Here is a 21,553-nt window from a genome sequence, read left to right as displayed (position 1 = left end):
GAGTCTGGGAGTCTGGAGTCTGGGAGTCTGGAGTCTGGGAGTCTGGAGTCTGGGAGTCTGGAGTCTGGGAGTCTGGAGTCTGGGAGTCTGGAGTCTGGGAGTCTAAAGGTTGGGAATTTCTTAGATAATTTGAAAAACCTTGGATAAGTCGCGATACCTCTTCTGCACTGACATATATATTTTGAAACTCCTCTTCTGAAATATATTTTTCATCAAATGTTACATAGAGATGCGATTGGAGTTCTGCGACTGAAGCATGAGTTATACCAAGAAAATTTATGAATTCTTTATCGGTGCGCCTTGCAAATCCTTCAGCAATATTTGCCATTATTGAGATTGCAGAATTTCTTAATTGGTTTTTTAAACTAAAATCTTTAGTGAAATGTGAATTTTTTGTAATTTTATAAATTTTATTTGTTAATTCTCTTGCCTTCTGCCAAGCCCGAATATCCTCAAATTTCTCAATTTTCCCCTTGACCCTCTGACCCATTACCTTTTTGAGAATTGAAACCTTCTTCTCCTTCCATAGAGGCCATATTTCTTTCTCTCGTGAATTCTTGTATCCCTTTTAAGAAGACCTGTTTTATTAAGGATGGGCTTTAATTCCTCATTCTTTTTTGCCAATGCCCTTGCTAAACCCTCTCTTATTGCTCCAGCCTGGCCAGATATGCCACCACCTTTAATATTTACAAAACAATCAAATTTCCCGCAGGTTTGCGTGGCATAGAATGGTGCAAAGACAAAAGATTCAAACCTTTTTGCCCTTCCACCAAAGTATGTATTAAAATCCCTCTTGTTGATTATTACCTTCCCGCTACCAGGGATAAGCCTTACCCTCGCTCCTGCCTCCTTTCTCTTTCCACTTGCTTGAATTTGCTCTGTCATCTAATCTCCAATGGTTTTTGGGTAAGATGTGGATGAATTCCATCTTTATATACCTTAAGCCTTCTTATCATCCTTCTTCCTGTGATATTTTTAGGAAGCATCCCCCAAACTGAAAGCTCAATTATTTTACAAGGATTCTTTGCCTTAAGTTCCTTGAAGCTTAATGTTTTAAGACCACCAGGATAGCCAGAATGCTTTCTATACAGCTTACCAGCCTCCTTTTTTCCAGAGACCTTAACATGCTCTGCATTCAAAACAATAACAGCGTCTCCATTGTCAATATTTGGTGTCCATTCTGGTTTTTGTTTTCCAAGAAGGATTTTGGAAACCTTTGTTGCCACCTTACCAAGTATCTTATCAGAGGCATCAATAATAAACCAATCCCTCTCTTTATTTTCCTTCTTTTCAAAATATGTCTTCATATTTCTTATAATTATATTTAAGGAGTTAAGGGTATGTCAATTAAAAATTTAGTGTGTGTTATACCGAAATAACTCAAATTTGCAACTATCCTCCTCTAACTTGACAAATGAGGTTGAACAATAAAGTGTAAGTATGTGTTTAGCTCAAATTTTAAATCTAAAGCACGAACTAAAAATGTCCAATTTCCAAATCCAAATGTCCAATAAATGTCCAATGACTCAATGTCCAATATCAAATTTTAGTACGTGTTTAGCTAATGCTTAATGTATCCTTAAGTTAGGAAAGAAGATATTATAAAATTCTAAATACATAAGCACAAAATTCTAAACAAATTCAAAGCACAAAATCCAAATGACCAAAACAATGGCCGATGTTTTGGATTTTGAACATTTGGATTTTGATATTGTTTAGGATTTAGGATTTTGAATTTAGGATTTATTAAAAATTGATACTTTTTATGTAGGAGCTAAACACATACAAATTTTAAGCATTGGTCATTGGGATTTGGGATTTTGTTTGTCATTGGGATTTGGTCATTGGGATTTTATTTGTCATTGGGCATTGGGATTTTAAATTGTTCAAACTGATAAAAACAGCTAAACATATACGAAAATGGAAAATAGTTTTGAGCTTTGGACTTTGAGTTTTGAATTTTTTTCTATTTTTCCAGAAAACAGCCAGGATGAAAAAAACACTTGCTGGAACAAGGTATATTGTCTGAAAGTGATGGGTAAAGCTTAAGCCTAATATGAAAGAAAAGAGATAGAGATTTCTGATTTCTGATTTCTGATTTCTGATTTTGTCTTCCCATTTAAGTAAGATAAAGATAATTAGGGTGGCAAAGAAAGCATTTAGGGTGTATTTTTCGGAAATTACCGCCTGTTCCCAGAAGGTTAGGGAGAAGGCAAGGGTTAGACTTGCCACAATGGAAGGAATAATTAAGGATGTAAGCCTTAAGGTGATGAAATAGACCATCATACAAGCCAAAGAGGCAAATAGGGCTGATTCCATATTCATCCTGAAGGCAATGTTTCCAATAGGAATTAGGGTTGTCCAGAGCTTGCCAAATAATGTATAAAGTGGATACCCTGGGGGATGGGCAATGCCTAATGTGTAAGCAACGCTGATAAGCTCACCTGAATCATGGAAGCCAACGGTTGGTGTTAAGGTATGAAAATAAACACCAAAAGAAACAAAGAAACAAAAAATGCCAAAGATATAATCTATTGTCTTAAACTGGCTTGTTACTTCATCATTTCTTTTACCCATCAATTAAGATTATACCGATTTTAACACAATCACCTCTTTATAAGATGGACTGCCGTAGCCTTAAAGGAAACAAAGACATCCTCGCCTGGCTTTAAGTTGAGGTTTTCAATTGAGCGTCTGGTTACAAAAGCAACCAGGTTAAAACCGCATTCTAAATTTACTTTATACTCCAATCTTATAGCTTCAATGCTAGTAATTACCGCTTTAAAATGATTGCGCTCGCTTGTTAGGGTTAGTTGCCTTGATATGACAATATTTTCAGGCCTTATACAAACAAATACATTACTGCCAATGTCATATTCTGAAACCACTTCAATAACCCTGTCATTTACTTTGACAAAACAAAGGCTGCCCTCTTTATCAATAATCAATCCCTCGGCAATTGCTTCTATTCCTATAAAATCAGCCACCTCTTTTGAAACAGGCTGTGTAAAAACATTTTGTGGCTTACCTGTCTGTAAAATCCTGCCCCCTTTTATCACCCCAATAATATCAGCCAGAAACAAAGCCTCGTTTTGGTCTTGGGTAACTAAAATAGTAGTGATTTTATTGGCTTTAATAATGTTTCTTAGCTCTTGAAGTAGGCTATACTTGTATTGTTGGTCTAAACTTGAAAAGGGTTCATCCAGTAAAAGCAATTCTGGTTGTGTTACTAAAGCGCGGGCTAAACAAACACGATCCATTTCGCCCTGCGAAAGGCTCAAGGCTTTATGTTTTAAAAGATGTGTAATTTTAAACAGCTCTAGCATCTCTTTAACCCGAGCATTATCGCTAATACCGCGAAAGACAAGAGGTAACCTGACATTATTGTAGACAGTGTCCTTAAGGAGGTAAGGTTGAGATAAAACAAAAGAGAGCCGTCTACGATATGGAAGGGGATTTTTTAGGCTTAAAATATTCTTACCAAAAACCTCTACATATCCTTTATCTGGCTTTTGAAACAAGGAGAGAATGTTTAATAAGGTGCTTTTGCCAGACCCATTTGGTCCAATAAACCCAAATAATGTCCCCTCTGGAATTTCAAAATGATTAATCTTAAGTTGCAATCGGCCGGGGAATTCTAAATATAAGTCCTTAATTTTAATCACAATCTTCTTTGCTGGATTAAGGTTAAAGTAGCATTTACCATAAAACTTATCAATAGTAAAATCAAGCCTAAGGCAATAGCTATATCAAAATTTCCCATATTTGTTTCTAGGACTGTGGCTGTGGTTAAAACCCTGGTTTGTCCTTTGATATTGCCTCCTACCATCATTACTGCTCCAACTTCAGAGATAACGCTTCCAAAACCAGCCACAATAGCGGCTAATAATGATAGCTTTATTTCCTTAAATACTACCCAGACTCTTTGTACCTTATTTGCCCCCAATGCTATTACCTGCTGATAAAATTTTACATCAACACTCTGAACAGCCGCCATAGACAATCCTGTAATAATTGGTGTAGCAATAATCACCTGAGCAATAATCATCCCCTTAACAGTATAGAGCCATCCCAAAAAACCCAAGGGACCATTACGAAAAAGGATGAGTGCTACCAAAAGCCCAACAACAACAGGAGGCAATCCCATGCCGGTATTTATAGAAGCAATGACTAATTTTTTACCGTGGAAACGGTTAAGGGCAATAACGCTTCCTAGTGGTAGTCCAATGATAATCGCCACAATAGTGCTTGCAATGGAGACAAGCAAAGAAAGCCGTATAATCTCTAAAATCTCTGGGTTTAAATTAAGAAGCAAAAAAATTGCTTTTTTAAATCCCTCAAAAATGTAAATCATCGGCTTAAGTCCCAATAAAAAATCTGCTTGCCAAATTTATCCTTGCCAAAGTTTTCCACAATATCCCTTGTTTCATTAGAAAGGAGGTAATCAAAAAATTTTCTTGTCCCTTGTGCATTCACACCCTTGAATCTTTCAGGATTTACCAAAATCAAGCTGTAATAGTTAAACAATGTCTTATCACCTTCAAAAAGCACAACTAAATCCAGAGACTTTTTTAAGGTTAAATAGGTAGACCTGTCTGTCAGGCAGTAAGCAAGCTTCTGATTGGCTATATTAAGAGTAGCTGCCATACCCTGTCCTGCTTCAATATAACATTTTTTATTGGGAAGTTTGCCAACAGCCTGCCAGAGCTTCTTCTCTTTTTTATGCGTGCCGGAATTGTCTCCCCTAGAGACAAACAAAACATTAGCACAAGCAATCCGTTTAAATACTTTTGTGGCTGTTTTTAGTCCTTTGATTTTTGCTGGGTCATTTTTTGGTCCTAAAACAACAAAATCATTGTGCATAAAGGTAGTTCTCTCTAATCCATAGCCATTCTTAACAAACTCTATCTCATCGTCTGGGCTGTGCACCCACAAGATATCAACCTCGCCGTTTTTACCCAATTGGAGTGCCTGGCCTGTTCCAACAGCAATGGCTTTTACTGTCAACCCTGTCTTTTTCATAAATCCATCCACCAGCACCTCAAGTAATCCAGTATCCTGCACGCTGGTGGTTGTTGCTAGAAGGATAGGCTTGTCTTCTTGAACAATTGTGTCTGATGTAAGAAACAATTGCAAAAGGCAGGTAAGAAACATCCCAGTAAAAATTGCTATTTTTCTTTTCAAAAACCTAATGTCCTCCGCCATGTCCCCCTGCAGCTTCTCCTTCTTTTGAAGGTGGCTTTATTCCCAGCTTCTCCTTTCTTTTTCTTATATCATCAGGGCTTTTGGATGGAGGGGGTTGAGATAGATAAACAAGGCCATTTGAAAGCCTTTTGAATGATTGCCCTTTATTATCTGTTTTGTAAATGCCATTTTCTGTTGCAAGATAAATTTTATCTTGTAATATTTCAATATCCCTTATATTTGTATTAAAAAGCCTTGTATTTGCTGGATACCATTTACCTCCATTGTCATAGCTTATAAAGAAACCACCGATATATGAGCCAAGATAGAGGATATTTTTGTCTTTTTTAATAACCCTAATGTCTTTTGTTGTAAGACCATAATTCAAAGCCTTCCAGGTATTAGAGCCTTTAAAAAGCCCTTCTTCACTTGCAACAAAAAGGGAGTTTTTGTCGGGAAGAATATCCCATATCCTTTTACCCTCAAATTCAAGCCTTTTCCAATTTTTCCCACAATCACAACTTTTATAGATTCCATCATTGTATGAGGAAACATAGAGTATTTTGTCAGAGGAGGCAATCCCTGTAATCGGCGATTTAAGACTAATAACAGTATCCCAGGATTTCCCATTGTTCCTTAATACCTTACCAATCTCTGTTGTAATAAAAACTGTTTTATTTAAAATTAAGATTTTTCTTACAAATGCTACATCTTTAATCTTTTCCCACCTCTCATTTTTTAAAAGATATAGCCCATCGTCACATCCTGCATAAACCCTACCATCTTTATCCATCTCAATTGAGTTGATATGAAGGTTAAAAAAGCCGTTGTTGATTTGTTTAAAAGAATTTCCAAAATCCCTGCTTTTATAGACGCCCTCAAAAGTTGCAACATAGATAGAGCTTTCTTTTTTAGAAGATAAAATGTCGTTTATCCAGTTAACAGGAGCATAAAACGCCTCTATAATAAGAGGTAAAAAAAGAACAATTAGCACCATCAATTCACGCACTATCTAAAATATATTATTTGAAACCCTTTAAATTCATCTATAGAATCCCCATATTCTATTTCCACATTAGAAACATCTGCACCCCTTGGCCCCTTTTTGCACCACTCTATAAGCTTTTCAATATTTTCCTTTTCTCCACTTGCCATTACCTCAACCTTCCCATCAGGAAGGTTTTTTACCCATCCAGAAAGAAAAAGGGAATTTGCAATATCCCTTGTATTTGCTCTAAAGAATACCCCCTGGACAGAACCAGAAATAAGAAGATGACAAGATATTTTCATCTGTATTTAAATTATTATATCATCTTTTTTCTCTTTATTTCAATGTGTATGTGTTTAGCAAAAGAAACTCTTGACATAGAGGCATTATAAAAGTAATCTTTAGGCTATGATAAGGGTATTAAGAAGAAAGGCAAAACCAATATTTTGGGTTTTGATGATAAGCTTTATTATTGGAACAATATTCATAAGCTGGGGGATGAAGAATTTAGGCTCTCAATATAAAAGCGAAGAGCCTTTGTATGGCTCAATAGATGGAAAGGAAATTACAGAGATAGAGCATAGGGAATCAAAAGGCAGGATAGTAGAGAGGTATAAACAAAGGTTTAAGGATTTTGATGAGTCTATGATTCCAGACCTTGATAAAAGGGCATTGGATGAGGTTATTAAGAGAAAGCTTTTATTTAAAGAGGCAAAGAAAATGGGTCTTTCTGTAACAGACAAAGAGGTAATTCAGGCAATGAGGCTTTCATTTCAGGATGATGCAACATATCAGCAGGCAAGAAAGGTTTGGAATTCAGCATATTGGAGATACAAAGAGAACGAAGTAAGGGATGAGCTTTTAATATCAAAGATGGAAGCCATTGTAACAGATCCTATTGATGTTACAGGCCTTGAAATCAGAGAGTTTTTTGATGATAATTATAAACAAGCTGATGTTTCCCATATCCTTATTGACCCTGCATCCTATGTTTCACAAAAGAGAATAAAGGAGCAATACGATGAATTTAAGGATAATTACAAAAAGCCAGGAGATATAAGGGTTCGGCATATCCTTGTTTTTGTTCCTCCAAAGCCAACAAAGGAACAGGACGATGCAGCTAAAAATAGGATTTCCTCCATTATGCAACAGCTAAGGGGTGGTGCTGATTTCGCAGAGCTTGCAAAGAATAACTCGGATTGCCCATCAAAGGTTAACGGTGGAGACTTAGGATTTTTTGGCCCAGGAAGGATGGACAGGGATTTTGAAAAGGCAGCTTATGCCTTAGAGCCTGGAAAGATATCCGACATTGTAAAGACAAAATTTGGCTATCATATCATAAAATGCGAGGAGAAAAAGCCCGATGTTCCAAAGACCCTGAAAGAGGCAGAGGAAGAAATAAGAAAGGAGTTAAGGAACGAGGACGATGCTGTGGGAAGTGCCTCAAAGCAAGCAGACCTTGTTTTAGAAAAGATAAAAAAGGGAACACTAACATTTGAACAGGGTGTTTCCCTTTATTCCAATGGTAGCTCTTCAAAAAGGTATCAAGGAAGAATTGGAATAATCCCAAAGCTTGTTCTTTCGGGAACTGATACAAAGGAAAACAGGGATTTGCTTGAAAAATTGAATAGTGAGGTAGCCTATGGAAGGTTTATTGCCCCTGAGCTTTCTGAGGTTATCTTTAAAGCAAAAGAGGGGGAGGTATCAACCGTAACCAAGACAGGGTTTGGATTTCATATCATCAGGGTTAATAAATTTTTGGCCCCCCAGATGAGCCGTTTTAAGGATGAATATAAGGAAATAATGGTTTATGCATTATCTAAAAAGAGGGATAGAATATTAGGTGATTGGTATGATTGGCTTAAGAAAAAAGGAAAGGTAAAGGTAGCGAAATCTTATGCCACATAGCTAAAATACTTGAAAAATCTAGTAAAATTTATTTATAATGTCTTTAATGGGTGTATTTTCTGTTCCAATAAAGGTTAAGAATTGGCAAAATCGGTTTCTGCCACCAGAAAGGCAGGGGAAGGAGGTTTCTTGTGAAGCAATTGTTGATTCTGGGGCAGCTGAATTAGCACTTCCTGCTGATCTTCTTGAGGTCTTGAATCTTGAGGAACTTGGTAAGGTTAAAGTATTTACCGCCGATGGTGGTCAACATGAGTACAGGGTTTTTGGTATTGCAGAGGTTGAGGTAGAAGGCCGTATTTCTCAAGTTAGGGTTATAGAGCTTCCCTATGGAACACAACCCCTTCTTGGCGCTGTTCCCTTAGAAGAAATGGATTGGCATATTTCTCCTATTGAGAAAAGGCTTGTTCCTAATCCCCGTTCGCCCAACAATCCACTTCTTCCCCTTTGCTGATATTTATTGAATGCCAAAGATTAAGATATGTGGGTTAAGAGAAAAGGAGGATGTAGAGATTGCCATAAGATTGGGTATTGATGCATTGGGTTTTATATTCTATGAAGGCTCCAAAAGGTTTATAGAGCCAGATAAAGCAAGGCAAATAATAAAAGATATTCCTCCCTTTATCAGCGTAGCAGGTGTCTTTGTTGATGCCAAGATTAAAGAAATAAAGAAAATTAGAGAATATTGCGGCATAGACATTGTCCAGCTCCATGGAAGTGAGCCATTTTCATATTGCCTTGAGTTTCCAAGGGTTATCAAGGCATTCAGAATAGAAGGCGATAAAGATATAGAAAAAATAGAGGGATACAAAGGGATAACCTGGCTGCTTGATAAAAAAGAAAAACCATATGAGCTAAGTATTGCAAAGCAATTGGCAAAAAAGGGAAGGGTTATTTTATCAGGTGGGCTTAATCCAGAAAATATCAAGGAGGCAATTAGGATTGTCTCTCCCTATGGGGTGGATGTAAGCTCAGGGATAGAGGAATACCCAGGAAAAAAAGACCACAAGAAGATGGAGGAATTTGTCCGAAATGCAAAACTCAAAAATCAAAATGCAAAATTGCGGTAAGATTTTATAAAAATGCAAAAGCTTCCCAATAAAAAAGGATATTTCAATGGCTTCGGCGGAAGGTTTATTCCAGAGACCCTTATCTTTGCTCTGGATGAGCTTCTTAAGGCATATAATAAGGCAAAAAAAGATAAAGGATTTCAAACTGAGTTAAAAAGGTTGCTTTCGGTTTATGTAGGAAGGCCAACGCCATTATATTTTGCAGAGAAGCTTACAAAAAAGCTGGGTGGTGCAAAAATATACTTAAAGAGGGAAGACCTTTGTCATACAGGAGCACACAAGATAAACAACACAGTTGCTCAAGTTTTGCTTGCAAAATATATGGGAAAGGAAAGGATAATAGCTGAAACAGGTGCAGGTCAACATGGAATTGCAACAGCAGCAGCATCTGCTATGCTTGGCTTAAAATGCGAGGTCTATATGGGATGTGAGGATATAAGAAGGCAAAGGCTTAATGTCATAAGAATGGAGCTGCTTGGTGCAAAGGTAAATCCGGTAGATTCAGGCTCTAAAACCCTTAAGGATGCTATAAATGAGGCATTGAGGGATTGGGTCTCTAATGTCAAAGATACCTATTATGTGCTTGGCTCTGTTGTAGGCCCACATCCATATCCTATGATGGTTAGGGATTTTCAGAAAGTAATTGGAATTGAGGCAAAAAAGCAGATTTTAAAACAAGAGGGAAGGCTTCCAGATTACCTTATTGCCTGTGTTGGTGGAGGCTCTAATGCAATTGGTATATTTTATCCATTTTATAACAGCGATGTTAAATTTATTGGTGTTGAGGCAATTGGTGCAGCATCTTTGTGTAAGGGTGAAAGGGGCGTATTACATGGATGTCTTTCATACCTCCTCCAGGATAAAGATGGCCAAATTAAAGAGACACATTCAATTGCCGCTGGCCTTGATTATCCAGGTGTAGGGCCTGAGCATAGCTTTTATAAAGAAAAAAATAGGGCAGAATATGTTGTTATAAATGACAAAGAGGCTCTGGATGGATTTTTTCTTCTTGCACAAACAGAGATAATACTTCCCGCATTAGAATCTGCTCACGCGATTGCCTATTGTGCGAAGATTGCTCCAGGTCTTTTAAAGGATAAAATTATTATTATAAATCTTTCGGGAAGGGGTGATAAGGATGTGGAGGAAGTGGCAGAAAAAGTCAAAAGTCAAAAGTCAAAAGTCAAAAGTGAGGATGAATAGAATAGAAAGGGCATTTAAGGAGAGGAAAAGGCCTTTGCTTATTCCATACATTACTTGCGGGGATCCATCATTGGAATGGACAGAAAGGCTTATTTTGTCTTTGGAATCTGCTGGATGTGATATTATTGAGCTTGGTATTCCATTTTCAGACCCTATTGCTGATGGGCCAGTAATCCAGAGCGCTTGTAATAGGGCATTAAAACAGGGGATGTCATTAAGAAAGGCAATCTCTTTTGTTGGAAATTTAAGAAAAAAAACAGAAATTCCAATAGTTTTTTTAAGCTATTATAACCCTATCTATAGATATGGGCTTTCTAATTTTGCCGATGATGCAAAATCTGCCGGGATTGATGGCTTAATTGTTCCAGACCTTCCACCAGAGGAGGGGTATGGTCTTAAGAAATTGTTATTAAAAAATGACATTTGTTTGATTTATCTTCTTGCACCAACCAGCACAGAAAAAAGGATAAAGATGACCTGTAAAGAATCATCCGGGTTTATCTATTATGTTTCCCTTCTTGGTGTAACAGGGATAAGAGAAGGTCTCTCAAAAAGCCTTAAAAATGAGATTTTGAGGGTAAAAAGGCTTTGTAATAAGCCTATTTGTGTTGGATTTGGAATATCAGAGCCTTCTCATGCAAAAGAGATAAAAGATGTGGCAGATGGAATAATCATTGGTTCAAAGATTGTTTCTTTAATTGCAAAAAATCCAAGCTCTTGTGATAAGACAGTTATTCCTTTTGTTTCCTCTGTTTTAGAGTCAATAAAAAATTCCTAGACAAAAATTATTTTTAAAATTATAATGTCTTAAAATGGAAGAAGAAAAAAAGGAAGAGGATGTAGTAGAAAGGCTTGCCCGAGAGTTTTTAAGGGGGATGGAGGAGGAAGGGAAAAAAGCAGAAGAACCATCTTCCATCTACGAAGAGCCAAAGGAAGAGCCCCCTGCACCGACTTACGAGGCACCATTAACAGAAAAAGAGCCTTCTTTGTCTGTGTTTGAGGAGACTAAAGAAGAAGAGCCTTATTTTCCAACTTACGAAGTACCATCAGCAGAAAAAGAAGAACCTTTATCAACCTTTGAAGTGCCCAAAAAAGAGCCTTATATGCCAACTTATGAGGAACCTTTAGTAGAAAAGCCTTTTGAAGCACCAGGAGAGAAACCTTCTCCATTAGATTTTGAGGTAGTATTACCAGAAAAAGAGCCATCCTTACCTCAATTTGAGGAGCCTGAAGAACCCCCTGCATCAACATTTGAGGTTCCATTGGCAGAAGAAAAACCTCCTTTACCTCAATTTGAAGAATCTCTAGCAGAAACATATCCAGAAAAGGCAAAAGAAGAAATAAGGCCTTCTGATGAAAAGATAGAAGAAATCCTTGCAAAATTAGAAGAAGAAGAAAAAGGCGTTTCTTTACCAAAAGAGCCTGTCAAGGTAGAGGAAGAGGAGGAAGAGGAATTTGCAGAAATTCCAGAGGTATCAGAGGAGGAAGAAATATTAGAAAAGCGTCCAAAGAAAACAAAGAAAGACTTAAGGCTTATTAAGATTGTCCTTATTGGCTGCCTCCTTGGTGGAATAATAGGAGGAGGGGTCTATTTTGGGAAAAATTATTTAAAACCCGTTATAAACCTTGTCAATCTTAATGTAGTCAATAAGCTCTTAAAACCATCCTGTGATCTCAGGGTAAGCTCAAATCCATCTGAATGCGATTTATTTGTTGATGATATTGTTAAGGGAAAAACACCTATTACCATTAAGAAGCTTTCTTCTGGCGACCATAATATTAGAATAGAAAAAGAGGGTTTTAAGCCCTATATAAGTGTTGTTAGTGTTACATCAAGGAAACCCATAGATATTACACCAAACCTTGAGCCAGAGATAAGACTTGAGGAAAAAGAGGTAATTGTTGGCACAGCAACCCTCATCGTAAGAACAGAGCCTAAAGATGCTCTGGTATATATTGATGGAGCCAGGATAGCCAAGATGCCTTACCTTTTTTTATCAGGCACACATTCAATAAGGGTGCAAAAGGATGGTTTTTCTAAATTTGCAAAGATAATAGAAATAAAGCCAGAAGAGGTAAGAGAAATTTCTGTTTGCCTTACACCAATTTTAGGAAGCATCTTTATTGATTCAATTCCAAGGGGAGGTTGTGTTTTAGTTAATAATAGGGATTGTGGAAAAACACCCCTTATCCTTAAGGAAATATCTCCCTGGAAACCCTTTAGGATAACAATAAGGAAAAATGGCTACTTTGATTGGAATGGTGTAACATTTGTTGAGCCAAATCAGAGAACAAAGGTAATAGCGTCCTTGAAGAAGACAGAGGGTCAGAGGGTCAGAGGGTCAGAGGATCAGAGGGTCAGAGGGTCAGAGAGTCGGGAGTCAGAGAGTCGGGAGTCAGAAAGTCAGGGAGTCGGAAGTCAGAGGGAAGAAAAGGGGGTTATTCCATATAAAATAAAGGAAGAAAAATGGATTGTTCCTTCTGTGCCTGTAAAAAGGGAGGAAAAAACAATAGAATCAGCTTCTATCCTTGAGCTTAAAAGGGCAATTGAAAGTTTTAAAGAAAAAGTAAAGGTAGAAGCACCTGTTGTCCCTTCTTTTCCAGAAGAGCCTTATCTAAAAAGAGAATTTCCTCCTGTAATAAAAGAAAAACCAAAACAGCAACCTCTAGGAGGAGGCTCTGGATATTGCTTTATTACATCAATTCCATCGCAGGCTGATATATTCCTTGATGGAAGGCTAATAGGAAAAACACCTATCAGGGAATTTGTTATTAGCCCAGGAAGGCACACATTAAAAGCAAGCCTTTCTGGATTTAAGGAGGCTGAGAAAGAGATAATAGTGAGCGCTGAGACAACAAACTTTTTTAACTTTTCTCTTTCTAAATGACCGTATGAGTCAGAGAGTCAGGAGTCAGAGAGTCCTAAAATTACAACCCTTAAGACTCCAGACTCTTAGACTCCAAGACTCTTTAGACTCTTACAATGGCATTTTTTAGAAAACCAAAGTACACAACCCTTGCATTCAAGCCGCAGGAGATTAACCCTCCAAATGAGCTTTGGATAAAATGCGATGGCTGTTCTACCTTGCTCTATAAAAACGAGCTTGAAAGAAACCTCTCTGTCTGTCCAAAATGCAATTTCCATTTCAGGTTAAAAGCAAAGGATAGAATAAAAATAACCATTGATAAAAAATCATTCAAGGAGGATTTTTCTGATATATCACCTTGTGATTTCTTAAGATTTAAGGATATAAAGCCCTATGAAGAGAGGCTTAAGAGCGCAGAAAAGGAAACAGGGCTTTCTGATGCTATTGTTTGTGGCTTTGGAAAGATAGATGGCCACCCTGTAGCCATTGCTATAATGGATTTTTCATTTATGGGAGGGAGCATGGGCTCTGTTGTTGGCGAAAAGATAGCCTTGCTTACAGAGAAGGCTATAGAGCTTTCTTCTCCCCTAATAATTTTTTCTAGCTCTGGTGGTGCAAGGATGCAGGAGGGTATGGTTTCCCTTTTTCAAATGGCAAAAACAGCGGGTGTCATCTCTGTTTTTAAAAAAAGGGGTGGTTTTTTTATCTCTGTCTTAACCGACCCAACAACAGGAGGCGTTTCTGCATCATTTGCATTCCTTGGCGATGTTATTATTGCCGAACCAAAGGCATTAATTGGCTTTGCAGGTCCTAGGGTTATAGAGCAGACAATTAGACAAAGGCTTCCAGATGGTTTCCAGAGGTCTGAGTTTCTCCTTTCCCATGGAATTATTGATATGATTACAGAAAGAAAGGATTTAAAAAAAAGGCTTTCTTCCCTCCTCTCCTTCTTTTCTTAAAAAAAGAAAAGAATAATTTTTTTCCTTTTTATTCCTTCTTCTCTTCCTTCTCTGGTGGTGCTCCTGCTGCCTCTTTTCTTTTTTTCTCTTTCCTCTGTTGTCTAAATTCCTTTTTTGCCATTGAAAGGGTTAGTGAATTGTTGTAAAACCCACAATTTGTACATACCCTATGGGGAAGTTTCGGATGCCTGCATTGTGGACAAAGAGAAATAGAAGGGGAAGAAAGCTTCCATGCAGAATGCCTCTTTGCTGTCCTAGAGTTAGAAAATCTACGCTTTGGATTAGCCATTTTTCTCTCCTTTAACTAATGATTTTAACATATCTATTGGAACAGGGAAGATAATCGTTGATGTCTTCTCTGTTGAAATCTCTGTTAATGTCTGGAGGAACCTTAATTGTATTGCTGATGGAATCCTTGATATTGTCTCAGCAGCTGCGGTAAGCCTTTCTGCTGCCTGGAATTCTCCCTCGGCATGGATTATCTTTGCCCTCTTTTCCCTCTCTGCCTCTGCCTGTTTCGCCATAGCCCTCTTCATTGCTTCAGGTAGCTCAACATCCTTTACCTCAACCACAGAAACCTTTATCCCCCAAGGCTCTGTCTGGTTATCAATAATTTCCTGAAGCCTCTGGTTTATCTTCTCCCTCTGGGATAGAAGCTCATCAAGCTCAGCCTGGCCAAGCACGCTCCTTAAGGTTGTCTGTGCTATCTGCGATGTTGCATAGGTATAGTTCATAACCTTTGTTATCGCCTCATTTGGATTAACCACCCTGAAATATGCTACAGCATTAACCCTTATTGTAACATTATCTTGGGTTATTACCTCTTGTGGAGGAATATCCATTGTAATTGTCCTTGTGTCAACCTTTTGCCACTGTTCAATAACAGGAAGGATGATAATCAAGCCTGGCCCCCTTTCTCCCACAAGCCTTCCTAAACGGAAAATGACAGCTCTCTCATACTCCCTCAATACCTTTATGGCAGAGATAAGCACAAAGATTAACACTGCCACAACACCTATTGGTGTAAACAATATGTTCATTCCGAACACCTCCTTTTTAAGCGGGGAACGAGGTTCGAACTCGCGACATTCAGCTTGGAAGGCTGACGCTCTACCAACTGAGCTACCCCCGCATCAGAAATAGGAAGTAGAAAATGGGAAGTAAATATTTCTCATTAAACCTTTTTCACTTCTTACTTCTCACTTCTTACTTTTAACTTATTTGGGCAGGGAAGGATTTTCCTTCTGGATTTTCTAAGGCTCAAAACTCACACTTGTTCGTTTTTCGCCTAACAAAATCCTTGAAGTCGGCCCTCACTTCGTTCGGGCTTCAAATCCTTCCATCCTTTTTTCCAACTTTATACTCCTGACTTGGGCAGGGAAGGATTTGAACCTCCGAAGACATAGCCATCAGATTTACAGTCTGACCCCGTTAGCCACTTGGGTACCTGCCCTTTAAAAACTTAAAATTCAAAACGCAAAACTTAAAACTTACGGTAAGGATTTACTAAAACATTTTGCATTTTATTAAGCTGGTGAAGAGAGTCGAACTCTTGACCTAACGCTTACAAGGCGCTTGCTCTACCTCTGAGCTACACCAGCAAATTATTTTTTTCTGGTTGAAATAACGCTAGCAATAGCATAAGCAGATATTCCTTCCTTTTTTCCAATATATCCCAATCCCGCACAGGTTGTAGCCTTAACACCAACATTCTCCTGCGGAATTTCAAGAATTTTACTAATTTTCTCCTTCATCTTTGGGATGTAAGGAGAAAGCAATGGCTTTTCAGCCAATATAACACAATCAACATTATTTGCCTTAAATCCCCTTTTTGCAAGAATCTCCGATGTCTGCTGAAGGAAGATAATGGATGAGGCATCCTTATACTCTGGATTTGTATCTGGAAAGTGATGACCAATATCATCCTCTCCAATAGCCCCAAACAATGCATCGCATAGGCTATGTAAAAGAACATCGCCATCAGAATGTGATGCCAATCCATAGGCATAAGGAACCTCAACGCCTCCAAGAAAAAGTTTTCTATAGGAGACCAGAGGATGGGTATCAAAACCTATTCCCATTCTTACAGGCTCAACAGGAATAACCTCGTCTTCTTCCAATCCCTTCATCTTATCCTCGTCAAATTCCTCTTCATTCACTGGATTAAGAAGGTCATACCTTAATCTTTTGTCATGATTGCTCAAGATACTATATGCCTCATTTATCTCCTTTATCCTTTCAGGAGAAACTTTTCCTTTATCAGGATGATGCTCCTTGACAAGCTTTCTATAAGCTGCCTTTATATCTTCAAAAGAGGCATCCCTTTTAATACCAAGAATATGATAATAATCTTCTTTATACATTATTATAATAGTATAGCCAATAACAACCTTTTTTTCAACAAAAAAGTAATTTGTTAGCTAACACATAGTATACCAAAATCAATTAAATTTCAAACAAACCCTTTTTTATTTCAGTATAAAAAAAGAGAGGAGAATTTTTTCTCCTCTCTCTAAACCTTAAGGTTTTACCTTTTCTTTAGGTATAGCTTCTCCTTTTATGGCTCTGCTGGCTTTGTTGTGTCTGCGGGTACTTCTGTGTCTGCGGGTACTTCTGTGTCTGCGGGTACTTCTGTGTCTGCGGGTACTTCTGTGTCTGCGGGTACTTCTGTGTCTATTGGTGGTGTTGGTGGAGGTGTCTCTTTTGGAGGACAACAACCAGAGGAAAGGATTAAGCCAATCCCCATTATCATTACCAATAACAATCTTACTAACATTCTTTATTTCACCCCCCTTTTTTAAAATATTTATTATGATAAACAAAAAACACAAAACCTGTCAACAATTTTTTTTAAACAAAAAACCGGATTGTGCCAAAAAAAATGCTTGACATAATTTTAATTTATATATAAAATGGTGTCAATATATATTTTTAGCCCTAATCTTGGCTAAATGGAGGTGGTTGCTTTTTGGAAAGAGCCAGGGCTTATATATTAAAAAAGATATTACCTGTGAAAACAGGAAATTTATATTTAGGAGGTAAAAAGGATGAAAAAAGCCTTATTAAGTTTAGCGGCAATAATGATTGTCGCATTACCAGTCTTGGCAAAGATGCCAAAGATTAATGTAAAGGGAGAGATCAGGGTAAGGGGAGAAGAGATAAACAATGTAGGGGATTTCAAAAACTTTGATGTTACGAATGCTCCTTTGGCTGACGACAAGGATTCCCATGTAAAGCACAGGGTAAGGGTATGGTTAGACAGTGAGCTATCCGATGGGGTAGGTGCCCATATCTGCTTGCAGAAGGCAGATGGAACTCCAACCTATTGGGCAAACCAAGGAGCAGGTAATCTTAACAAGCTTCAAGACAACATTGCCCTTCGCCATGCCTATTTTACCATTGACGATGTGGCAGGTCTGGCTGACCTTTCCTTAGGAAGACAGGGGATTGGAGAGCTAAACAGAGAGCTCGTCTTATGGTATGATGCCATTGATGCCAAAAAGGCTAGTGCGAAGCTGGGGAACCTATCCTTAAGCGGAATTTGTGGAAAGACAGTAGAGAATGGTAATGCCAATGACACTGACACCGACATCCAGGGTTTAAACGGCTCAATCAACCTTGACCTATTGGGTGGGATTGACCTTGCCGGCTATGGGTATAGAGCAATTACTCATATGGCAAACAAAACCTTGAATCAGAAGAACAATGTTATTGGTGGAAAGGTCTCAGGTTCACTTGATATTGCCTCTACCCTTAATTACTCAGCAGAGTATGCTAGGCAGACTGGCACACAAAACACCAGAGATGCTGATATAAAGGCACATGCATATCGGGTATGCCTTGGCTATACCACAGAGGTTGAAGGGCTAGGCAAGCTCTCTCTTGAGGGAAGCTACCTTAAGATGTCGGGTAGTGAGATGGTAGGTAATGTTGCTGGTTCAAAGAGCTATACCGGAATTACCCCTAACCTTGACTACTATGCCGCATTGGTCGATCAGGGTATAGGCACATTTAATACAATGACCGGGGTAAATGGAAGAAAGGACTTTAACATCAATGCACAGATAACCCCTGAGGCAATTGATAACATTACCTTAGGCATCTCCTACACCAACTTCTCAACCGCTGAAAAAAGGGGTGGAAAAACAAACTTAGGAAGCGAGCTTGACCTTTCTTGCTCCTACAAGTATTCTGATACAACAAGCATAACAGGAACCTATGCAAGATTTTCCCCCGGCGATCTCATCAATGGTTCTGACGCTGCAACCATGCTAAGGTGTGAGCTTTTAACCAAATTTTAAGGGATAAGGGACGTTAGGGTTTTTAAGACAAAGGGAAGGACACAATCCTTCCCTTTTTGTTTTCCTTGACAGGATAAATATCTCTATGATAGATTTATTGTATGGCACAGGCAATAGCACTAGATATATATCAGTATCTTGAGGGAAGGCTTGGAAAGGAAGAGGCAGACAAGGTTGCATCTGCTATAGAGGTTGGACTTGATGTTATAGAGGAAAAAGCATCTTCTCTTGCCATTTCTAAAAAGCTTGAATTAAGGGATGAACTAACAAAAGAGCTTGCCTCAAAGGCTGATTTGCAGGTTGTAAGGACAGAACTTAAAGGAGAGATTGACAAACTTAATATGAAGATTAACTTCCTAATAGTCCTTACGATTATAGCCCTAACCCTAATGAACCCTGTAATGGCAGAGATAATAAAAGGGCTTTTGAATCTGTAAAATCAATTAGCTATGAGAAATTCAAAGCTAAAGGTAGTTCCTTTCTATACAGATAGAGATACACTTGATTTGTCTGACAAAAGGATAAGATTCCTTCTTTGGCTTGAGATACTCTTTAATGATGGCATTGAGTGGGAGAAAATTGATAATCCTATAGTAAAGATATCTTACGAGAAGGCCTGTATCTGGTATTGGAGTTTTAAAAGCCTGTTTGGCAGTTATATAAAGAGAAAACCTTTAGAATTTAAGGAGGGAAAGCCTGATTTAAGGGAATATAGAAGATTTTTGGAGGCCTTAAACTTTGTTAGAGCTTGAAAGGATAATTGAGGTCTTAAAAGAATTTGCGAATAAAAATCCATTTAGAAAGAACATTGAGTTGTTTATTGAAAGATTTATTAATCCTTAATCCTTCCTTATGAAATACGACATCATTGTAATTGGCGGTGGCCATTCTGGGCTAGAGGCTCTTTTTTCTTCTCACAATATGGGATTTTCCACCCTCCTTATAACCCTTTCTCAAGAAAAAATTGGCTTAATGTCTTGCAACCCTGCAATCGGTGGCTTGGGAAAGGGGCAATTGGTAAGGGAAATTGATGCATTGGGTGGCCTTATGGCAAGAAACATTGATGAAACAGGTATTCAATTCAGGATGCTAAATACAAAAAAAGGGCCTGCTGTTCAATCTCTGCGTGCCCAGGCAGATAGGGAATTGTATGGGTTGTGGTGGCAGAAAAAAATAGAGGAGGCAGGAATTCCTGTTGAAGAGGGAGAGGTTTTAAAAATCCTTGTAAAAAATAAAATTGCAATTGGTGTAGAGACATCAGATAAAAGAAAATTCTTTGCAAAAAAGATTGTTCTTACAACAGGCACATTCCTCTCCGGGCTTTTGCATATTGGAGATGAATCCTGGGAGGGTGGAAGGATTCAGGAGGGTGCCTGCTACTTTCTTTCAGAAAACCTTAAAAGCCTTGGATTTTCTTTAGGAAGGCTAAAAACAGGAACATCCCCTAGAATTCATAAGGAAACCGTGAATTATTCAAAGACAAAGGAGCAATTTGGAGACAAAAACCCAAAACCATTCTCATTTTCAACAAAGAAAATAGAGAAACCGAATATTCCTTGCTTTATTACCTATACAAATTTAAAGACGCATAAGATTATAAAGGATAACCTCCATCTATCGCCTTTATATCAAGGAAAGATAAAGGGAATTGGCGTTAGGTATTGTCCATCCATTGAGGATAAAATCTTTAAGTTTCCAGATAAAGATAAACACCAGGTTTTTATTGAGCCAGATGGCATAAATTCAGACATTATGTATCTAAATGGTGTCGCAACATCCCTTCCAAGACCTGTGCAAAGCGAGATTTTATCATCAATCCCAGGCTTAGAGAATGCAAAGATTATAGAATACGGCTATGCGGTTGAGTACGACTTTGTTTATCCTACCCAACTTAAGCAAACATTAGAGACAAAAGAAATATCCGGGCTTTACCTTGCAGGCCAGATAAATGGGACAACCGGATATGAAGAAGCAGCCAGCCAAGGGCTTATTGCAGGAATAAATGCAGGGTTATCCATTAAAGGAAAGCCTCAAATTGTATTGGGAAGGGATAGGGCATACATTGGTGTTTTAATAGATGACCTTACAACAAAGGGGACAGGTGAAGCCTACAGGATGTTCACATCACGCTGTGAATACAGGCTATTGTTAAGGCAGGATAATGCAGATATAAGGCTTATGGAGGAAGGATACAGGATTGGGCTTATAGGCTATGAGCAATATCAAAGGCTTTTGGAGAAGAAAAGGCTGATAGATTGCAAATTGCAAATTGCAAATTGCAAATTTAAAGATGAGAAATTTTTGAAAGAAGTAGAAGAGCAGATTGAGATAAATAAAAAATATGATGGTTATATAAAGAGGAGTTTAAAGGAAATTGAGGAGCTAAAGAAAAGGGAAAATTTACTAATTCCAGAAAACTTTGATTATCAAGCAATAAAAAGCCTATCAAAGGAGACAAAGGAAAAGCTTACAAAAATAAAACCAATCTCTATTGGTCAGGCAGGGAGAATACCAGGGATAAGGCCATCTGATATATCCATTATCCTTCTTTATTTGAATTTGAAAAGGGAAAAAGGGAAAAGGGGACGGTTCTATTTATTTCTTTTTTTCATCCTTCTTGCTTCTTGGGTCTTCCTTTTGGCTTAATGACTTCCTCTATTTTATATTTTTCCTCTGTTTTATCAAGGTCTTTTAAGGATAGCTCATATTCGCCGATTACCCCTGATTCAAGAAATATGAGACAGATCTTAGGGATTTTGCCAAATAGCCTATACCAGGAAAGGCCATAGATGGCAAGCTGAAGGCTCTCTTTTGTCCTTATATTCGCCCTCTTCAAAAAGAAAATTGCGTAGGCTAGGTTAAGTTCCTATATTTCGCTACCTTTGTCCAGAATTACCTCTAAACAGGATATATTATATCAAAAACACATCACAAAAAGATAGCTTTTTTTCTAGAAATTCCCCAATTTTACTAAAACCTTTCATAGGGCTTAAATTTATGGTTATTGAAAAATATTAGAATAATCCTCCCCCTTTCCCCCTTTAGCGAAGCGAGAACTCTATTTTTATTGTGCTTT

25 protein-coding genes and 3 tRNA genes are annotated in these 21,553 nt (G+C 38.0%); 11 read left to right on the top strand and 17 right to left on the bottom strand.

The annotated features are described in order from the left end of the window. The 9 genes from AB1630_03090 to AB1630_03050 all read right to left on the bottom strand — a co-directional run. The coding region (locus tag AB1630_03090; GenBank protein MEW6102793.1) for a four helix bundle protein at positions 1 to 490 on the bottom strand (490 nt) is incomplete at its 3' end. Further along, on the bottom strand, positions 490 to 885 hold the full coding sequence (rpsI, locus tag AB1630_03085; protein MEW6102792.1) for a 30S ribosomal protein S9: 396 nt from the start codon (positions 883 to 885) through the stop codon (positions 490 to 492). The genes rpsI and AB1630_03090, both read right to left, overlap by 1 nt. Beyond that, positions 882 to 1,307, bottom strand: a complete 426-nt coding sequence (gene rplM / locus AB1630_03080; protein ID MEW6102791.1) for a 50S ribosomal protein L13 — start codon at positions 1,305 to 1,307, stop codon at positions 882 to 884. Before rplM ends, rpsI begins: the two co-directional genes overlap by 4 nt. A gap of 520 nt (positions 1,308 to 1,827) precedes the next feature. Further along, positions 1,828 to 2,577 (bottom strand): DUF2723 domain-containing protein, encoded by a 750-nt coding sequence (locus tag AB1630_03075; GenBank protein MEW6102790.1) that lies wholly within the window; start codon positions 2,575 to 2,577, stop codon positions 1,828 to 1,830. A gap of 29 nt (positions 2,578 to 2,606) precedes the next feature. Beyond that, on the bottom strand, positions 2,607 to 3,665 hold the full coding sequence (locus AB1630_03070; GenBank protein ID MEW6102789.1) for an ABC transporter ATP-binding protein: 1,059 nt from the start codon (positions 3,663 to 3,665) through the stop codon (positions 2,607 to 2,609). Further along, a complete protein-coding gene (locus tag AB1630_03065; protein ID MEW6102788.1) occupies positions 3,662 to 4,354 on the bottom strand; it encodes an ABC transporter permease in 693 nt (230 codons plus the stop codon). The genes AB1630_03070 and AB1630_03065 overlap by 4 nt, the downstream gene beginning before the upstream one ends. Further along, positions 4,351 to 5,184 carry a substrate-binding domain-containing protein gene (locus AB1630_03060; GenBank protein MEW6102787.1) on the bottom strand — a complete coding sequence of 278 codons (834 nt, stop codon included), beginning with the start codon at positions 5,182 to 5,184 and terminating at the stop codon, positions 4,351 to 4,353. Before AB1630_03060 ends, AB1630_03065 begins: the two co-directional genes overlap by 4 nt. Before the next feature lie 4 nt (positions 5,185 to 5,188). Continuing rightward, positions 5,189 to 6,184 (bottom strand): hypothetical protein, encoded by a 996-nt coding sequence (locus AB1630_03055; protein ID MEW6102786.1) that lies wholly within the window; start codon positions 6,182 to 6,184, stop codon positions 5,189 to 5,191. A gap of 8 nt (positions 6,185 to 6,192) precedes the next feature. Then, positions 6,193 to 6,474, bottom strand: coding sequence for an acylphosphatase (locus tag AB1630_03050; protein ID MEW6102785.1), 282 nt, complete (start codon positions 6,472 to 6,474; stop codon positions 6,193 to 6,195). Between the two features lie 106 nt (positions 6,475 to 6,580). Between AB1630_03050 and AB1630_03045 the strand changes: the two genes are divergently transcribed. The 7 genes from AB1630_03045 (at position 6,581) to accD (ending at position 14,176) form a co-directional block, all read left to right on the top strand. Then, the gene (locus AB1630_03045; GenBank protein ID MEW6102784.1) at positions 6,581 to 8,080 is read left to right on the top strand and encodes a peptidylprolyl isomerase; all 1,500 of its coding nucleotides are present in this window, start codon (positions 6,581 to 6,583) and stop codon (positions 8,078 to 8,080) included. Between the two features lie 46 nt (positions 8,081 to 8,126). Then, positions 8,127 to 8,531 (top strand): hypothetical protein, encoded by a 405-nt coding sequence (locus tag AB1630_03040; protein ID MEW6102783.1) that lies wholly within the window; start codon positions 8,127 to 8,129, stop codon positions 8,529 to 8,531. Between the two features lie 10 nt (positions 8,532 to 8,541). Beyond that, a complete protein-coding gene (locus AB1630_03035; protein MEW6102782.1) occupies positions 8,542 to 9,147 on the top strand; it encodes a phosphoribosylanthranilate isomerase in 606 nt (201 codons plus the stop codon). Positions 9,148 to 9,159: 12 nt separating this feature from the next. After that, positions 9,160 to 10,350 carry a tryptophan synthase subunit beta gene (gene trpB, locus AB1630_03030; GenBank protein MEW6102781.1) on the top strand — a complete coding sequence of 397 codons (1,191 nt, stop codon included), beginning with the start codon at positions 9,160 to 9,162 and terminating at the stop codon, positions 10,348 to 10,350. Beyond that, positions 10,343 to 11,128 carry a tryptophan synthase subunit alpha gene (gene trpA, locus AB1630_03025; protein ID MEW6102780.1) on the top strand — a complete coding sequence of 262 codons (786 nt, stop codon included), beginning with the start codon at positions 10,343 to 10,345 and terminating at the stop codon, positions 11,126 to 11,128. Before trpB ends, trpA begins: the two co-directional genes overlap by 8 nt. 34 nt (positions 11,129 to 11,162) lie before the next feature. After that, complete coding sequence (locus AB1630_03020) at positions 11,163 to 13,238, top strand: PEGA domain-containing protein (GenBank protein MEW6102779.1); 2,076 nt, start codon at positions 11,163 to 11,165, stop codon at positions 13,236 to 13,238. 95 nt (positions 13,239 to 13,333) lie between these two features. Next, a complete protein-coding gene (accD, locus tag AB1630_03015) occupies positions 13,334 to 14,176 on the top strand; it encodes an acetyl-CoA carboxylase, carboxyltransferase subunit beta (GenBank protein MEW6102778.1) in 843 nt (280 codons plus the stop codon). 28 nt (positions 14,177 to 14,204) lie between these two features. Here the strand turns inward: accD and rpmF are convergent, their stop codons facing one another. The 7 genes from rpmF to AB1630_02980 all read right to left on the bottom strand — a co-directional run bounded on the left by rpmF (position 14,205) and on the right by AB1630_02980 (position 16,952). After that, a complete protein-coding gene (rpmF, locus tag AB1630_03010) occupies positions 14,205 to 14,465 on the bottom strand; it encodes a 50S ribosomal protein L32 (GenBank protein ID MEW6102777.1) in 261 nt (86 codons plus the stop codon). Next, positions 14,458 to 15,216, bottom strand: coding sequence for a slipin family protein (locus AB1630_03005; GenBank protein MEW6102776.1), 759 nt, complete (start codon positions 15,214 to 15,216; stop codon positions 14,458 to 14,460). The genes rpmF and AB1630_03005 overlap by 8 nt, the downstream gene beginning before the upstream one ends. A gap of 19 nt (positions 15,217 to 15,235) precedes the next feature. Next, positions 15,236 to 15,308: transfer RNA gene (locus AB1630_03000), tRNA-Gly, on the bottom strand. A 239-nt stretch (positions 15,309 to 15,547) separates the two neighbouring features. Continuing rightward, positions 15,548 to 15,629 (bottom strand) — tRNA-Tyr (locus AB1630_02995). Between the two features lie 76 nt (positions 15,630 to 15,705). Continuing rightward, positions 15,706 to 15,777: transfer RNA gene (locus AB1630_02990), tRNA-Thr, on the bottom strand. 3 nt (positions 15,778 to 15,780) lie between these two features. After that, complete coding sequence (ispF, locus tag AB1630_02985) at positions 15,781 to 16,539, bottom strand: 2-C-methyl-D-erythritol 2,4-cyclodiphosphate synthase (GenBank protein MEW6102775.1); 759 nt, start codon at positions 16,537 to 16,539, stop codon at positions 15,781 to 15,783. Between the two features lie 194 nt (positions 16,540 to 16,733). Beyond that, positions 16,734 to 16,952: a hypothetical protein gene (locus AB1630_02980; GenBank protein MEW6102774.1), complete on the bottom strand. Its 219-nt coding sequence runs from the start codon at positions 16,950 to 16,952 to the stop codon at positions 16,734 to 16,736. A gap of 271 nt (positions 16,953 to 17,223) precedes the next feature. Here AB1630_02980 and AB1630_02975 point away from each other — a divergent pair, with 271 nt between their 5' ends. The 4 genes from AB1630_02975 to mnmG all read left to right on the top strand — a co-directional run bounded on the left by AB1630_02975 (position 17,224) and on the right by mnmG (position 21,123). After that, a complete protein-coding gene (locus AB1630_02975; protein ID MEW6102773.1) occupies positions 17,224 to 18,477 on the top strand; it encodes an alginate export family protein in 1,254 nt (417 codons plus the stop codon). Positions 18,478 to 18,578: 101 nt separating this feature from the next. Continuing rightward, positions 18,579 to 18,914: a hypothetical protein gene (locus AB1630_02970; GenBank protein ID MEW6102772.1), complete on the top strand. Its 336-nt coding sequence runs from the start codon at positions 18,579 to 18,581 to the stop codon at positions 18,912 to 18,914. A 12-nt stretch (positions 18,915 to 18,926) separates the two neighbouring features. Next, on the top strand, positions 18,927 to 19,229 hold the full coding sequence (locus AB1630_02965; protein ID MEW6102771.1) for a hypothetical protein: 303 nt from the start codon (positions 18,927 to 18,929) through the stop codon (positions 19,227 to 19,229). Between the two features lie 100 nt (positions 19,230 to 19,329). Further along, positions 19,330 to 21,123 (top strand): tRNA uridine-5-carboxymethylaminomethyl(34) synthesis enzyme MnmG, encoded by a 1,794-nt coding sequence (mnmG, locus tag AB1630_02960; protein ID MEW6102770.1) that lies wholly within the window; start codon positions 19,330 to 19,332, stop codon positions 21,121 to 21,123. On the opposite strand, the gene AB1630_02955 is transcribed toward mnmG, so the two are convergent. Further along, on the bottom strand, positions 21,086 to 21,313 hold the full coding sequence (locus AB1630_02955) for a hypothetical protein (GenBank protein MEW6102769.1): 228 nt from the start codon (positions 21,311 to 21,313) through the stop codon (positions 21,086 to 21,088). The two genes, mnmG and AB1630_02955, sit on opposite strands and share 38 nt — an antisense overlap. Positions 21,314 to 21,553: the final 240 nt, after the last annotated feature.

Source organism: bacterium (genome assembly GCA_040753555.1).
GTDB lineage: Bacteria > UBA9089 > UBA9088 > UBA9088 > UBA9088 > JBFLYE01.
Note: the sequence above shows the minus strand (reverse complement) of the source record. Positions and strands in the feature narration are given on the sequence as shown.

Excerpts from the sequence above, each read along its gene's own strand:
- rpsI (MEW6102792.1), bottom strand. The coding sequence starts at position 885 with ATGACAGAGCAAATTCAAGCAAGTGGAAAGAGAAAGGAGGCAGGAGCG.
- rplM (MEW6102791.1), bottom strand. The coding sequence starts at position 1,307 with ATGAAGACATATTTTGAAAAGAAGGAAAATAAAGAGAGGGATTGGTTT.
- AB1630_03075 (MEW6102790.1), bottom strand. The coding sequence starts at position 2,577 with ATGGGTAAAAGAAATGATGAAGTAACAAGCCAGTTTAAGACAATAGAT.
- AB1630_03065 (MEW6102788.1), bottom strand. The coding sequence starts at position 4,354 with ATGATTTACATTTTTGAGGGATTTAAAAAAGCAATTTTTTTGCTTCTT.
- AB1630_03050 (MEW6102785.1), bottom strand. The coding sequence starts at position 6,474 with ATGAAAATATCTTGTCATCTTCTTATTTCTGGTTCTGTCCAGGGGGTA.
- AB1630_03045 (MEW6102784.1), top strand. The coding sequence starts at position 6,581 with ATGATAAGGGTATTAAGAAGAAAGGCAAAACCAATATTTTGGGTTTTG.
- AB1630_03040 (MEW6102783.1), top strand. The coding sequence starts at position 8,127 with ATGGGTGTATTTTCTGTTCCAATAAAGGTTAAGAATTGGCAAAATCGG.
- AB1630_03035 (MEW6102782.1), top strand. The coding sequence starts at position 8,542 with ATGCCAAAGATTAAGATATGTGGGTTAAGAGAAAAGGAGGATGTAGAG.
- trpB (MEW6102781.1), top strand. The coding sequence starts at position 9,160 with ATGCAAAAGCTTCCCAATAAAAAAGGATATTTCAATGGCTTCGGCGGA.
- trpA (MEW6102780.1), top strand. The coding sequence starts at position 10,343 with ATGAATAGAATAGAAAGGGCATTTAAGGAGAGGAAAAGGCCTTTGCTT.
- AB1630_03020 (MEW6102779.1), top strand. The coding sequence starts at position 11,163 with ATGGAAGAAGAAAAAAAGGAAGAGGATGTAGTAGAAAGGCTTGCCCGA.
- accD (MEW6102778.1), top strand. The coding sequence starts at position 13,334 with ATGGCATTTTTTAGAAAACCAAAGTACACAACCCTTGCATTCAAGCCG.
- rpmF (MEW6102777.1), bottom strand. The coding sequence starts at position 14,465 with ATGGCTAATCCAAAGCGTAGATTTTCTAACTCTAGGACAGCAAAGAGG.
- AB1630_03005 (MEW6102776.1), bottom strand. The coding sequence starts at position 15,216 with ATGAACATATTGTTTACACCAATAGGTGTTGTGGCAGTGTTAATCTTT.
- ispF (MEW6102775.1), bottom strand. The coding sequence starts at position 16,539 with ATGTATAAAGAAGATTATTATCATATTCTTGGTATTAAAAGGGATGCC.
- AB1630_02980 (MEW6102774.1), bottom strand. The coding sequence starts at position 16,952 with ATGTTAGTAAGATTGTTATTGGTAATGATAATGGGGATTGGCTTAATC.
- AB1630_02975 (MEW6102773.1), top strand. The coding sequence starts at position 17,224 with ATGAAAAAAGCCTTATTAAGTTTAGCGGCAATAATGATTGTCGCATTA.
- AB1630_02970 (MEW6102772.1), top strand. The coding sequence starts at position 18,579 with ATGGCACAGGCAATAGCACTAGATATATATCAGTATCTTGAGGGAAGG.
- AB1630_02965 (MEW6102771.1), top strand. The coding sequence starts at position 18,927 with ATGAGAAATTCAAAGCTAAAGGTAGTTCCTTTCTATACAGATAGAGAT.
- mnmG (MEW6102770.1), top strand. The coding sequence starts at position 19,330 with ATGAAATACGACATCATTGTAATTGGCGGTGGCCATTCTGGGCTAGAG.